Origin of the sequence: Exiguobacterium sp. RIT594, assembly GCF_003339585.1 — a bacterium.
Lineage (GTDB): Bacteria > Bacillota > Bacilli > Exiguobacteriales > Exiguobacteriaceae > Exiguobacterium_A.
Map to the genome: position 1 here is coordinate 147056 of NZ_QPKF01000001.1, position 13884 is coordinate 160939.

General features: G+C 49.3%; 15 protein-coding genes. 11 read left to right on the top strand and 4 right to left on the bottom strand.

Annotated elements, in window-relative coordinates; translation table 11 throughout:
- The first annotated feature begins 199 nt into the window (after positions 1-199).
- Positions 200-862 (top strand): beta-phosphoglucomutase, encoded by a 663-nt coding sequence (gene pgmB / locus DVG79_RS00670; protein WP_114595055.1) that lies wholly within the window; start codon positions 200-202, stop codon positions 860-862.
- A gap of 146 nt (positions 863-1008) precedes the next feature.
- Here pgmB and DVG79_RS00675 read toward each other — a convergent pair whose 3' ends face one another.
- Positions 1009-2490, bottom strand: coding sequence for an N-acetylmuramoyl-L-alanine amidase family protein (locus DVG79_RS00675; protein WP_114595056.1), 1482 nt, complete (start codon positions 2488-2490; stop codon positions 1009-1011).
- 292 nt (positions 2491-2782) lie between these two features.
- Between DVG79_RS00675 and DVG79_RS00680 the strand changes: the two genes are divergently transcribed.
- The 4 genes from DVG79_RS00680 to chrA are packed head-to-tail and all read left to right on the top strand — an operon-like array spanning position 2783 to position 6674.
- Positions 2783-3184: a Rok-like winged helix domain-containing protein gene (locus DVG79_RS00680; protein ID WP_114595057.1), complete on the top strand. Its 402-nt coding sequence runs from the start codon at positions 2783-2785 to the stop codon at positions 3182-3184.
- Between the two features lie 57 nt (positions 3185-3241).
- Positions 3242-4285, top strand: coding sequence for a glycosyltransferase family 4 protein (locus DVG79_RS00685; protein WP_114595058.1), 1044 nt, complete (start codon positions 3242-3244; stop codon positions 4283-4285).
- 55 nt (positions 4286-4340) lie between these two features.
- Positions 4341-5462 carry a DUF418 domain-containing protein gene (locus tag DVG79_RS00690; protein ID WP_114595059.1) on the top strand — a complete coding sequence of 374 codons (1122 nt, stop codon included), beginning with the start codon at positions 4341-4343 and terminating at the stop codon, positions 5460-5462.
- Positions 5463-5516: 54 nt separating this feature from the next.
- On the top strand, positions 5517-6674 hold the full coding sequence (gene chrA, locus DVG79_RS00695; protein ID WP_114595060.1) for a chromate efflux transporter: 1158 nt from the start codon (positions 5517-5519) through the stop codon (positions 6672-6674).
- Positions 6675-6764: 90 nt separating this feature from the next.
- Here chrA and DVG79_RS00700 read toward each other — a convergent pair whose 3' ends face one another.
- The 3 genes from DVG79_RS00700 to DVG79_RS00710 all read right to left on the bottom strand — a co-directional run bounded on the left by DVG79_RS00700 (position 6765) and on the right by DVG79_RS00710 (position 8912).
- Positions 6765-7196: a GNAT family N-acetyltransferase gene (locus DVG79_RS00700; protein WP_114595061.1), complete on the bottom strand. Its 432-nt coding sequence runs from the start codon at positions 7194-7196 to the stop codon at positions 6765-6767.
- The gene (locus tag DVG79_RS00705) at positions 7171-8202 is read right to left on the bottom strand and encodes an LCP family protein (protein ID WP_114595062.1); all 1032 of its coding nucleotides are present in this window, start codon (positions 8200-8202) and stop codon (positions 7171-7173) included. Before DVG79_RS00705 ends, DVG79_RS00700 begins: the two co-directional genes overlap by 26 nt.
- Before the next feature lie 68 nt (positions 8203-8270).
- Positions 8271-8912, bottom strand: a complete 642-nt coding sequence (locus tag DVG79_RS00710; RefSeq protein ID WP_114595063.1) for a YigZ family protein — start codon at positions 8910-8912, stop codon at positions 8271-8273.
- 98 nt (positions 8913-9010) lie between these two features.
- Here DVG79_RS00710 and DVG79_RS00715 point away from each other — a divergent pair, with 98 nt between their 5' ends.
- From DVG79_RS00715 to DVG79_RS16220, 6 genes are all read left to right on the top strand, one after another.
- On the top strand, positions 9011-10183 hold the full coding sequence (locus DVG79_RS00715; protein ID WP_114595064.1) for a sensor histidine kinase: 1173 nt from the start codon (positions 9011-9013) through the stop codon (positions 10181-10183).
- Entirely contained in the window at positions 10180-10875 is a 696-nt protein-coding gene (locus DVG79_RS00720; RefSeq protein WP_012371334.1) for a response regulator, read from the top strand. The genes DVG79_RS00715 and DVG79_RS00720 overlap by 4 nt, the downstream gene beginning before the upstream one ends.
- Positions 10876-11009: 134 nt before the next feature.
- Positions 11010-11855 carry a DegV family protein gene (locus DVG79_RS00725; RefSeq protein ID WP_114595065.1) on the top strand — a complete coding sequence of 282 codons (846 nt, stop codon included), beginning with the start codon at positions 11010-11012 and terminating at the stop codon, positions 11853-11855.
- A 159-nt stretch (positions 11856-12014) separates the two neighbouring features.
- Positions 12015-13229, top strand: a complete 1215-nt coding sequence (locus tag DVG79_RS00730) for a helicase-related protein (protein ID WP_114595066.1) — start codon at positions 12015-12017, stop codon at positions 13227-13229.
- 127 nt (positions 13230-13356) lie between these two features.
- Positions 13357-13482 carry a hypothetical protein gene (locus DVG79_RS16280; protein WP_255412929.1) on the top strand — a complete coding sequence of 42 codons (126 nt, stop codon included), beginning with the start codon at positions 13357-13359 and terminating at the stop codon, positions 13480-13482.
- Positions 13469-13873 (top strand): ComF family protein, encoded by a 405-nt coding sequence (locus DVG79_RS16220; protein ID WP_233494499.1) that lies wholly within the window; start codon positions 13469-13471, stop codon positions 13871-13873. Before DVG79_RS16280 ends, DVG79_RS16220 begins: the two co-directional genes overlap by 14 nt.
- The last annotated feature ends 11 nt before the right edge of the window (positions 13874-13884 follow it).

Sequence of the window (13884 nt, forward strand, 5' to 3'; positions counted from 1 at the left end):
AACGAAATAAGTAAAACATTCCCTTGAAATTGAAAACGGTTTCTTTTAGGAAAGACCAATGATTTGGATTTGTTTTTTGATAACGCTTGCAAACAATCAGGGGAACAGGTAAAATAATTCTTGAGGCAAGTGCAATCGTTTGCGCAAATCATTCGATTTCTTGTCTTTCATGTACGATGGATGAAAGGATGGATGTCGAATGGCACCAACGATTGAAGCGGTCATTTTTGACTTGGACGGCGTAATTACCGATACAGCCGAGTATCATTATCTGGCTTGGAAACAACTGGGTGAGGAGTTGGATATCCCGTTCGACCGGGAGTTCAATGAAACACTGAAAGGCGTCAGTCGGACTGATTCGCTGGAGCGGATTTTAACACTTGGCGGAAAGCAGGATGCTTTCACGGAACAAGAGAAAGTTGCGCTCGCAACGAAGAAGAACGACCATTACGTCACGTTGATCCAGCACATCTCAGAACAGGATCTTCTGCCGGGAATCATTGCATTCCTTGACGAAATCCGTGCGACTGGGCTGAAGATCGGAATGGCGTCAGCTTCTAAAAATGCGTTGACTGTCGTTGAGGCACTTGGAGTTCGGCATTATTTTGACGACATCGTCGATGCGGCAACCGTCGCCCGGTCAAAACCACACCCTGAAGTGTTTTTACGGGCAGCAGAGGCGCTTGACGTCGCACCTGAACGTTGTATCGGTGTAGAAGATGCAGCAGCAGGAATCACGGCCATTCACGCAGCGGGTATGTATGCTGTCGGAGTCGGTCCGGAAACGACGTTACATGAGGCAGACTATCGTGTCGATTCGACGGATTTGCTTTCCCTTGAGCAGATCCTAGCTAGTCGCTAATGAACATTCGCCATTCCCTGATGGCAGATGGTTTTATCTGATCAATCTCTTTTCATGTGAGTACGAAAGGACCGCTTCCCTGAGCGGTCCTTTTGTCATATAAAAAACGCTCGTTCCGACAAACGGAATGAGCGTTTTTGCAGTACTTAAAGTGTCGCGAGAATCCCGTCGGCAATCGCCTGGGCGTAACGTGCTTGATAAGCGGGATCCGCCAGTTTCGCACGATCGGACGTATTGGATAGGAAACCGAGTTCCGCGAGGACGGCTGGTGCCTGCGTCCCCCGAATGACGGCGTAGTTAGCGAAATGGACGCCCCGGTCACGCATACCGGCATAACCTGTCATCCGTTGTTGGATGGCCCGGGCGAGTTGAACCGAAGTTGTTCCCTTATAGTAGTAACTTTCAGCACCGGACGCACTGCTAGCACTTGAAGCATTGATGTGGATACTGACGAACCGTGACGTCGACAAGTTATTCGCCATCGCACTCCGTTCGCCGAGTGACGGATAATAATCATTTGTGTAACGCGTCAGTGTCAAATCCACTTTTCCTGCCAACAGACTAGCGACTTGACGTGCGACAGACAGGACGATGTCCCGTTCTGCGAATCCTGCCCGGACAGCACCGGGATCATAAGCACCGTGTCCGGGATCGAGGACGATTAAGGGACGATTCGTCGGGCTTGGCTGGAAAAGCGTCAAGTAAGTGGCTTCGACATATCCCCGTCGTCCGTCCGCTGTCTGGACAGCAACAAAACCACGTGTCTTATGAAGATTGTTTGTCACGACAACCGGCGTACCGCGGCCGAGGCGCGTGAGTTGTCCGCTGAGGACGGAAGCGGATGACCGTAAGGCAACGGTGCTGCCGGCATCAATCAGGACATACATCTTGCTGCCGCTGTAATCCGCATTTCCGGCAGACGGTGCAGCAGGGGAAGCTGTTCCCTTTTTCAAATACGTACCGATGACGTATCCGGTCTTGCCCCCGTAATTGATTTTATGCCAGTTCGAACTGACGGATAAGGACTGGACGACCTGATTGCTCGGTATCGTCATCAATAAGGCACCGGATGTCGTCGGGGCACTCCGGAAGTTCAGCCGTTCGGTCGTCGTGTAAGCTGTCGACGATGCTGTTACTTTCTTTAGATAGGCACCCGATACAAAACCGGTCTGTTTGTTATACGTTACTTTGTACCAATCGCCGTCCCGGAAGCTTGATGCGAGCTTCGTATTCGCGGGAATCGTCAACAGACGTGCGGAAGACGTCGAGGCTGCCTGTCGTAACGACAAAGCATCTGTCGTCTGGTAATTCGTTTTTGTAAAACTCGTTCCGGTGACGACTTTCGTTAAGTATTGACCGAGTACATAACCCGTCTTGCCGCTGTACGTGACACGATACCACTCCCCGATCCGGTAGTTGGATGTGAGAGACATTTTTTTCGGAATCGTCGTTAATTTTTTCGAAGAGATCGAGTCAGTCGAGCGTAAATTCAATAAATCCGTTGTTTGATAGGTTGTTTTCGTAAACGTTACGCCGGATGCAGCCGATACTAATGAGGACGGAAAAGCGATGGCAGTCAGAAGCAAAAGTACTAGTGCCTTTGTTAGGATTTTAGTTAATTTGTCCATTAAATTTCCAGTCTCCTTTTAAGTAGAATAAATACGTATAAAACCTTATATAGTCAATTAAGTATTTTTAAAATAGTTTAATTTATAATTTATCTATTCCGTTTTAGCTCCTTTCTGTTAATATGAAGTGTAGTCAAGTGACAACCAATGAGAGAAAAATATTACAGAATAATTAAATATATAATAAAATTATATATTAAAGAGGCAAAATGTAGTTTGTTTTATTTCAAAAAACATACAATTGAAACATAATTGAAATATTTATGTTTAATTTAGGAAAGTGGGTTAACAAATGGGATCGAATGAACATATCTACCGAGAACTGATGGAAATCGAAGAGGAATACCGTCGTTTGCAACGACGCGCTGAATATTTAATTGCAGAATTAAGCCGGGGAACAAGCGATTCAGCAAAAGAAATCGCGGTGACACAAGAACGTCCCCTTAAACAACGCCGAGTGAATCAACGTTACCCGCTGGAAGTCTATGTCCACCAAATCAGTGACTTGATGCGTGAGCGCGAGTCGATGTCGGCACGCGATATCCAGATGGAACTCGAACTCCGGTACCGTCACCAAATCAGCAACATCTATCAATTGATGGCTAAAGTGGAACAAGCGAATCCTGCGATTAAAAAAGTCGGACGCGGCATCTATACATATGATCCATCTGCAGAAGTCCCAATCTTCATGTGAGCCGCTCGTCGGCTCTTTTTTTTTATGATATAATTCGCGCAGGAGCGTGATGTTATTATGTTATGGACGGCGTCCATTGTCTGTTTTATCGCGGCCTTACTGATCACACCCGTTGTAAAACGCTTTGCGATTGCAGTCGGTGCCGTTGACAGTCCGGACGCGCGAAAGGTACACGTACGAATTATGCCGCGTTTAGGCGGTCTTGCGATTTATATTGCATTTATGATCGGTTATTTCATTCTGCAACCTTCAAGCCCGTATGCGACACATATTCTGGTCGGAGGCTTTGTCGTGATTTTGACAGGAGCACTCGATGACCGTTTTCAATTAAATGCCCGGCTTAAATTAATGGGGCAGATCGTCGCGGCCGTGGTCGTCTTAAACGGCGGCATCCGGATCGAGTTCATCAACTTACCGTTTGACCAACAATTGTTTCTCGGCTGGTGGAGTGTTCCGCTGACGTTTTTATGGGTCATCGGTATCACGAATGCCGTCAACCTGATTGACGGGCTGGATGGACTGGCAGCCGGTGTCTCGAGCATCGTCCTGCTGACACTGATCAGTCTCGCCGTCATCCAGGGCAATGTCTACGTGACGATTGTCGCGATTCTCTTATTAATGAGTACATTTGGTTTTCTGTTCCACAACTTTTATCCGGCGAAGATTTTTATGGGCGATACCGGCGCCTTGTTCCTCGGTTATATGTTAGGTGTCTTGTCCTTGTTAGGGTTTAAGAACGTCACCCTGTTTTCGCTTGCAGTTCCGGTCATCCTGCTCGGCATTCCGATTTCCGATACCTTGTTTGCGATCGTTCGGCGGGTGTTACAGGGAAAACCACCGTTTGCGCCGGATAAAGCCCATCTTCATCACCGGCTACTCGACCTCGGGTTTACGATGCGGCAGGCGGTACTTGTCATTTACGGACTGTGTGCCGTTTTCGGGATGACAGCGATCCTCTTTTCACAAACGACTTCGCTTGGAGCACTGGTGTCCTTGCTGATGTTATTACTGGTACTCGATATTTTAGTCGAATCGCTGGGCTTACTCGGTGAGCGGTATCGACCGTTACTGAATTTGCTGGAACGCATGACATCAAAATGACCAATCAGCCGCTCAAAGGGATTTGAGCGGCTGATTTGGCGATGGGAGAGTCGAGATGAATCCGATTGAACGAGCAGACCGAATTGTCTATCTGGATGTGTTGCGGGGATTTGCTTTATGCGGAATCCTCTTTGTCAATATGCCGAGTTTCCTTGGGGAACGTTTCACGAATGAGATGGGAACTGCCGATCAGGTGTTGCGCCTGTTTTTTGACCTGTTCATCCAAACGAAATTTTACACGTTGTTCAGCATTTTATTTGGAGCCGGCTTTATCTTATTCATCAATCGCTTGCGGGTAAAGAAACAATCACTGTGGATTTTCGTCCGCCGCTTGCTGGCTTTATTTCTATTCGGTCTTATCCATCTGCTGGTCTGGAGAGGGGATATTCTGCAGACCTATGCCCTTTGCGGTTTGATGTTGCTTGCCTTCGTCCACACACGACCATCAACGAAACTGTGGATTGGTCTTGCCTTACAGCTGTATGTCTTCTTTCGTTATCTCTCGATTTATCAATATGCCCAGTCTGTCGGGGACCGGTCGATTCCGGACCCGGATATGACCCTGCAATCCATCGTGGCGGCACGTGACATCATAGAATTCGTCACCTATCATGCGACCGTTCAATTACCGCACGGCTTAAACAATTCACTGGCGATTTGGCCGGAAATTCTTTCCCTGTTTTTAATCGGGGCTTACTTGATGGAACGGTTCACGGTCCGCCCGCCGGCGACCCGGACAATCGGTCTCGTGTTTGGTGCCAGTCTGTTGCTATCGTTACCGTTACTCTATCCGATCGTTCAGATTCATCAGGGGCGTTTCCCGGATGGGCTGGCCAATTATTTTTTCGTCTGGCTGTCGGGGCGTACGCTTGCTGTCGCATATGCGGCGGGAATTGCCTTACTCGTCCGGTCAGGACGTCCGTTAATGGGGTTTCAAGTGTTGGGACGGATGGCCTTGACGAATTACCTCATGCAGACGGTCATCTTTACACTGGTGTTGTTCGTGACCGGACGGTACGGGACGATTCCGCTCTGGCAGGGAACGTTACTTGTGATCGTCGTACTAGTCATGCAAATCCTGTTCTCGAGCTGGTACCTGAAACGGTATCGTCAAGGTCCTGTCGAGACTGTTTGGAGAACTGTCACATATGGCGGGAAAAAATCATCAAACGTCTGAATGGTCACAGAAAATTTACACAGTTTTCGTATAATTCAGCGTGGAGGTGGTCATATGAACAGATGGATTGAAATTTTTATCGTGTCCTTGAAGCTCGGATTAACGTCATTTGGCGGACCCGTCGCCCATTTAGGATACTTTTACGAGGAATACGTCAAGCGAAGGAAGTGGCTGGATGAGAAAGCCTATGCCGACCTCGTCGCCCTTTGCCAATTCTTGCCGGGACCGGCTTCGAGTCAGGTCGGGATGGGGATTGGTCTTGTCCGGGGTGGAGTCGTCGGAGCAATCGTCTCATTCATCGGCTTTACGTTACCATCAAGTATTCTGTTGATCCTTTTTGCGTTGCTCGCAACCGAATTTGATTTAACGGAAGCCGGTTTCATCCATGGTCTGAAACTGGTTGCGGTCGCCATCGTTGCGGATGCGGTTCTCGGTATGGGAACAAAACTTGCAGTTGGTCCGAAACGGTTATTTTTAATGCTGCTGGCGTTGGCCGGTGTCTTGTTGCTCGCCCATCCACTCGCGCAAGTCGGTGTCTTGCTTGTTGCGGCATTGATTGGTCTGTTTTGGTTTGAAGATGAACCTGCAGGTGGCGGGAAACTGGATATTCGTGTGCCGCGTCTTCTCAGCATCGGTGCCTTGATCTTGTTCGTCGTCCTGCTCGTCGTGACACCGGTTTTAGCGAATGGCGCAACCGGAAATCTCCAACTGACGAGTATCATGTACAGTGCAGGTGCACTCGTGTTTGGTGGTGGACATGTCGTCCTGCCATTCTTGCAGCAGTCGCTCGTGCCGGACTTTTTGACGGGTGACAGTTTCTTAGCCGGATATGCGGCAGCTCAAGCCGTCCCGGGTCCACTTTTTACCTTCGCGACGTATCTTGGAACGGTCGTGAACGGGCTGCTGGGCGGAATCCTTGCGACCCTCGCCATCTTCCTGCCTGGATTTTTACTTGTCCTTGGTGTCCTGCCGTTTTGGGACCGGGTCCGTGGCAACAAACAGGTCGGACGGATGTTGATTGGTGTCAATGCAGCCGTTGTCGGAATTCTGCTTGCTGCGTTATATGATCCGATCTTCACGTCGAGCGTCAAAACAGGAGTCGATTTTTTCGTTGCATTCGGTTTGTTTTGTCTGCTCCGATTTTATAAACAATCACCGCTCCGGATTGTTATCCTCGGTGCGGTGATTGGATCGATCATGGGCTGGTTCTGATTTTAAACGAGACAAAGGGTGGCAGAATTACTCTGCCACCCTTTGTCTTTGGAAAGACTGACGTTTAAGTCAGCCTCTCTCTATCACCAATCACTTACCGGGAACGTCACCACATTCAAGTGTCACGAGTACGATTGAATCTTGTTTCACTTGACGGATGGATTGAAATCCGATTTTTTGATACAACGCCATCGCCGGCTTGTTTAACGCAGCCGTCGAAACGAAGCGGAGCAGTTGTTGTTCACAGGCATACCGGAGCAGTTGCGTGGCGATGCCTTGACGAAAATAATCCGGGGAGACGAGCAACCGGGTGATGGTCTCACCGTCGACTGTTACCGCTCCGACGAGTCGTCCGTCGAGACGTATGATATAACCGGACGGGTGTTCCTCGCGTAACGCGGCTTCCGTCTGAAGAAGCGGTGGAAAGAGAGCGGCACCGATCAGTTCTGCCTCGACGCGGTAAGCCTGTTGTTGAAGCCGGTAAAGTTCGGGATAATCAGTTGATTTCAGTCGTTGAATCATCGGTAACCTCCGGCGTTGAAGTCGATTCATCCGCTGTATCAGGCAAGTTCAACTGTTCCTTTAACATCGTTTTCGCATCGGCGAGAGAACCTGGATCGAGCTGATAATAGTAGGCACCGTTAATCTTGGCATCCGTTCCTTTTAAATCAATCCGGTTAACGGTATCCAAGGATTTGACGAACGGCTGTAATTGGAACGCTTCCGTCAGGGACATGTTTGTCGTGAAATTATCACCGGTCGCATCCATCAACTTGTTCAGCTTTGTGATGGATCCAAAGGATGTCGATTGATCGATGATCGCTTGAACAACCTGTTGTTGGCGTTTCGTCCGTCCGATATCTCCTTCTGGATCTTCGTAACGCATCCGGGCATAGGCAAGAGCTTCCTCACCGTTTAAGCGTTGAAGACCGGGCTCGAGCTTGACGCCTCCTTTTTTATCGGAAGAGTTTAACGTATCGATTGGTAATTTGACATCGACTTCAATGCCGCCGACAGCATCGACAATCGCAACGACACCATTGAAATTGATTGAACCGTAATAATCAATCGGGATATCAAACAGCTTTTCGACGGTCTCAATCGTTGAATCAATGCCGCCGAACGCATAGGAATGATTGATTTTATCTTCGTACCCGACAGATGGGATCATGACGAGGGAATCACGAGGAATACTCAGTAAACTGACTTGTTTATCCGTTTTGTTGAATGTTGCGACAATCATCGTATCGGCACGTGAGGACGTATCACCCGGACGTTCATCCGTTCCGACGAGCAGGACGGAAAAATGATCTTTCGTTAAGTCGACGGCAGCAGCCCGTTTGTCTGATTTATCTCCACGTGACAGTTCGACCTCAGATTGTTTGGCGGTTTTAAACGTTTTGTTAGCGACATAGGCAAATGCAGCACCTCCAGCGATAAATACGACTAGAAAAATGGTGACGAACACTTTAAACCACGACCGCTTCGGTTTTGGTTTGGCAGAACGGGATCGTTTGGAATCATCCACGATTCATTACTCCTTACTTTACTGAATTATTAGAAAACTTTTAAATTCTTTACAATCAGTATAGCAGGTCAAGGTTGAATGTCACGTTCGACGTAGCGCGAATGCGTTTTCTCGAGCAGGGCTTGGCCGTTCGTCAAATTCGTCATCCAATCCAGAAAGGCGGGGACGGCTGTTTCCTCGACCCAGACATCTATTTTGACATGATCAAGATAATGAATCTGATCAATGATGTGTTCGGTTGCCCGTAATTCATTTTCCAGCTTTCCGAGCCAGGTGTAATCGACCGTGATTTCCACTAAATCGTGGGCAATCCGTTCGACGATACCGACAGCGTTGAGGCCTTCCGAGACACTCGAGCCGTAAGCCCGGATCAATCCGCCGCCGCCGAGCTTGATGCCGCCGAAGTACCGGGTCACGACGACGACCGTATTGCGGAGATTCCGTTTTTTTAAGACTTCGAGCATCGGGACGCCTGCCGTTCCGCTCGGTTCGCCGTCATCGTTGGCTTTTTGAATCTCATTGCGTTCGCCGATGACGTAGGCGGAGCAATTATGATTGGCATCCGAATGTTTTTTTTTGAGGTCCGCAATGAAGCGCTGAGCCTCTTCTTCCGAGGTGGCACGCGCCAAATATGTAATAAATCGTGACTTTTGGATAATGATTTCATGGAAACCGTTTTCTTTTACTGTATAATAATTAAATAATGTCATAATCAAAAATGTCCTCCTCGTTAACTAGTTCTTTCTAGCATAACGACGATTTGAGAGAGAGACAACCGTGGGGACTGGCAAGGAACGGAGGGAGTAGTATGACGAATGAGATGGGGGAGCGACTGTCCTTGAATGATATCGTACAGAACATCATTGGTGTCGTAGAAGAAAGCCGGGAAGAAATTGTCCGGATTACCGAAAGTTCACGTGAGCAGTATGCTGAAATTCAGCAGGAGCTACGGGAGTTGAAGACACGTGTTCACGACTACATTAAAGAAGCTGAACGGCTGGAACGACACATTAAGGATTCGAAAGCGCGACTCGTCATCGTAAGCAAAAACTTCGACAACTACTCGGAACAAGATATTCGTTCTGCTTATGAGACGGCGAATTCGCTTCAGCTCGAGTCATTCATCAATCAACGCGATGAGATGAACTGCCGCAAACGGCGGGACGAGCTCGAACGGCGTTTGATTCAACTGGACGAAACGATCGAACGTGCCGACATGCTGATCAGCCGTGTGTCGGTCGTATTGAATTTCCTGACGGACGACATGCAGGTCATGAACGAAAAGTACGAAAAAGCGATGCAAAAACAAGAGATGGGTTTAAAAGTATTCCAGTCGGCAGAGAATGAGCGCCGCCGCCTGTCGCGGGATATGCATGACGGACCTGCGCAGACGCTTGCTCACGTGTTGATCCGGGCTGATTTGATTGAAAAGATTCACCAGCATAACGGCGCGGAAGCGGCCTTTGAAGAAATACATCGTCTGCGGAAATTGATTCGTGATGGATTAGCTGACATTCGACGTATCATCTATGATTTACGGCCGATGACACTCGATGATCTCGGATTCGTCCCGACACTTGAACGCTATTTACGACATATGCAGGAAATTTCCAACATCCCGATTCACTTTAATTATCTCGGGGGCGGCGAACGGATTGAATCCACGTATGAAGTCGCTGTCTTCCGAATTGTCCAGGAAGCGGTCCAAAATGCAGTTAAGCATTCCAAAGCAGGGGACATTCGTATTATCATAGAACAGTATCAACATTCTGTTCGGATCCATGTCAAGGATAACGGGATTGGATTTGATTTTGATTCGATCGTCGAATCGTGTGATGAGTCATTTGGACTGATCGGGATGCGGGAACGGATTGAATTGATAGATGGTGAGTTTGAGATTGAGACACAGCCAGGTAAAGGGACAGTCATCAAGGTAAGGATTCCGGTTGAGGAATCCGAAGTGAGAGGAGAAACACTGTGAATAACGAGCAAGTAAAAGTAGTCATCATCGACGATCATCAGTTATTCCGGGAAGGCGTCAAACGGATTCTTGATTTCGAAGAAGAGTTCGTCGTCGTCGCGGAGGGCGAGAGTGGAGCAGACGTGATTCCACTCGTTGAAGCCCATCAGCCGGATATCGTCTTAATGGATATAAATATGCCGAAAGTCAACGGGGTCGAAGCGACGAAACGTTTGATGGAAGTCCATCCGGAAGTCCGGGTCATCATCCTTTCAATCCATGACGATGAAACGTATGTCATGCATGCGCTTGGAGCAGGGGCGGTCGGTTATCTCTTAAAAGAGATGGCCACGGATGAACTCGTCAATGCAATCCGTTCTGTGTACCGGGAAGGCGGATATGTCCACCCGAAAGTCACACCGAACCTGTTACAGGAATACCGTCGTCTGATGAAGATGAAGCAGACGATGTCTTCACAACCGATTGAAAAACGTGTCGCCGAAGCACCGTTACATGTGTTGACACGCCGGGAATGTGAAGTCCTGCAGCTGCTCGCGGACGGTTTCTCGAACCGGGCGATCAGCGATACGTTGTTCATCAGTGAGAAAACCGTTAAAAACCACGTATCCTCTATTTTACGTAAGATGAATGTACCCGATCGGACCGGTGCTGTCGTCGAAGCGATTCGCCGCGGCTGGGTCGTCGTCGTTTAAGGTCAGGACGGAAGCCGATTCGGCTCCGTCTTTCTTTTTTTTAGACTTCAACCTGTGATATGATAAAAACCGATTGTGACCTGTCAGAATACCTTATGTCACGACGGAACTCTTAAAAGCGAGGAAATTCACGAATGAGCCAGATTGTGATTTTAACGGATAGTACTGCCTATCTGCCAACTACCTATTGTGAAGAAAACAATGTCCATGTTGCACCGCTTAGTGTCATCTTTGACGGAGATGCGTATCGTGAAGGACTCGATATTTCCGTACCTGATTTTTATCAACGGATTCAGACAGGAAGTTTACCGACGACCTCACAGCCGAACATCGGTGATCTTGTTGATTCGTTTGAACAACTTCCGCAAGGGACGGATATCATCGGTATCACGTTATCAAGCGGAATCAGTGGGACGTACCAGGCCTTACATACGATTAACATGATGGTCGAACACGTTCAGGTCCATCCGATTGATTCGCGGATTTCCTGTATGCCGCAAGCCTTTTTAGTCAAAGAAGCCGTTCGGATGCGTGATGCCGGTGCGACAGCGCTTGACATCGTCGCCCGTCTTGAAGCATTAAAAGAAGTCATCCGTGCCTATTTCGTGGTCGATGACTTGGAACACCTCCAACGCGGCGGACGTCTCAGCATGACGCAAGCCGTCGTCGGTTCTTTCCTGAAAATCAAACCGGTTCTCCATTTCGTCGACGGGAAAATCGTGCCGTTCGAAAAAATCCGGACGTTCAAACGGGCCGTCAAACGGATTGAGGAAATGATGGACGAGACGATTCAAGGAACAGGTGCCGGTCATGTCATCGGTGTCATCCATGCGGAAGATTCGTCCAAAGCGGAAGCAGAAATTGCCGTCTTACAGGAACGGTTCCCGGATGCCCGGATTGAGATGAGTGTGTTTGGTCCCGTCATCGGAACCCACTTAGGACCCGGTGCAATCGGTATTACCTGGTATCAAGAAGCGTAACCCTGTATTATCCATAGGACATACAACGAACAACGGCGTATCTGCGAAAGCAGGTACGTTTTTTTCGTCCCGTTATTCCAAATAGGGGCTTTCAAGCGGCGGCAGGAAGTCCGTCCGTCTTGCCGAAAGGGAGAGTCAGTCAACGAAAGGAAGTGACTTATGGATTTACGTGGACGATTGATTCCCGACTACCGGATTGACACGCCGGTCGATGCTCCTCTTGAATACCGGCCGGCTGTCACATGGCGTTGTGAGCGATGCGGAAAGTTACCGACCCGGGGACCGTGTATGTGCGGGAAACGCTGTTATTACTGCAGACATTGTTTGATTTTCGGCAAACTGCGGACGTGTGACCGTCTTGTCACGGATCCGCGTCCGCTCGACCCCGTCCGTCCCGATTATCATACGGAACTGAACTTGACGAGTGATCAGCAATGGATTGCCGATGCTATTATCCGGACGATTGATCAACAAGCGAAGCTGCTTGTCCATGCCGTCTGCGGCGCCGGAAAAACGCCGATGTTGTTTCCGGGCATCGAACGGGCACTGTGTACGAATCGCCGTGTCCTGATCACGACGCCGCGCGCGGACGTCGTCCGGGAATTGACAGGGCATCTGACACAGGCGTTTCAACAGGCAACCATCGTTTCGTTGTTTGGAGGGTCCGCGGAGCGACTGGGACTCGGCGACATCACCATCAGTACGACCCATCAATTGATTCATTACCGCGCGTGTTTTGACGTCGTCTTCATTGATGAGGTCGATGCCTTTCCGTACCGGACCGATCGGACATTACACCGCTATGTCCGTCAGGCGACGGCTCCCGGTGCTTCCTTGATTTTACTCAGTGCGACCCCATCACTTCGCGATCAACGCCTGCCGACGGTCCGTTTGATGCGCCGCTATCATGGTTTTCCGTTGCCGATCCCCCGCCTGCAGATTCCCTATACGAAACAGGATATCGTGGACTGGCTTCGGACGCATGCGACCCAACCGCGTTTATTGTTCGTGCCGCAAGTCGCGGCGCTTGAGACATGGCAGACCTTTTTACATCAGCAGGGAATCGGGTGTGAAACCGTCCATGCTGCCGATCCGGACCGGGTCACGAAGGTCGCCCGTTTCCGTCAGACGACCGGTATTCTGTTGACGACGACGATCCTCGAACGGGGCGTGACGTTAGCCGGCGTTCAAGTGGCGGTTCTCGATGCCGATCAATCCTTCAGCAGTGCGGCCCTGATTCAGATCAGCGGACGGGTCGGACGAAGTGCTGATTTTCCGGAAGGGGACGTCGTATTCTTTGCTAATGACCGGTCCGACGCGATGTACGAAGCAATTGATCACATTAAACGAGCGAACCGGGAGGGATTTCGATGAATTGTCACCTGTGCGGGCAGGACTTTTTACCCGTTTGGACGTTATCAAATGTCTGGACTAGGCAAACCCTGTGTCCGACCTGTAAAATAGAGTTTGTAAAAAGAGGGGAATGCGAAGGATGTGAGGATTGCGGCAAACCGGGACCGCCGCTTTGTCCGGATTGTCAAAACTGGCGCAACCAGGGACGGCGATTGGTCACGCACCCGCTATTTCTTTATCAGACACAAGCAAAGGCGTTCATGAAACGGTATAAGTTTCTCGGGGACACGGCTTTGCTCGATGTGTTTAAAACAGAGCTCAAGAAGGTAAAAGTCAAACAGGACTGGATTGTCCCGATTCCGCTCAGTCCGGAGCGGTTGGGCGAACGCCGCTTCAATCAGGCGGAACTGATCGCCCGGATGATGCGGGGACGGGTCCGGCTTGTGCTGGAACGGACGGACGGAGTCGCATTCAGTCATCAGACGAGGCACGAACGACTGGAACGGGACAATCCGTATCACGTCATTCAGCCGGTGACCGGAAAAACGATTTTGCTAGTCGATGACGTCTATACGACCGGAATCACCTTGCACCAAGCGGCTTCACGGCTTTATGAAGCCGGCGCCAAAGAAATTTCTGCGGTAACTTTATTTCGAAGTGTTTAAAAAATCTTCAT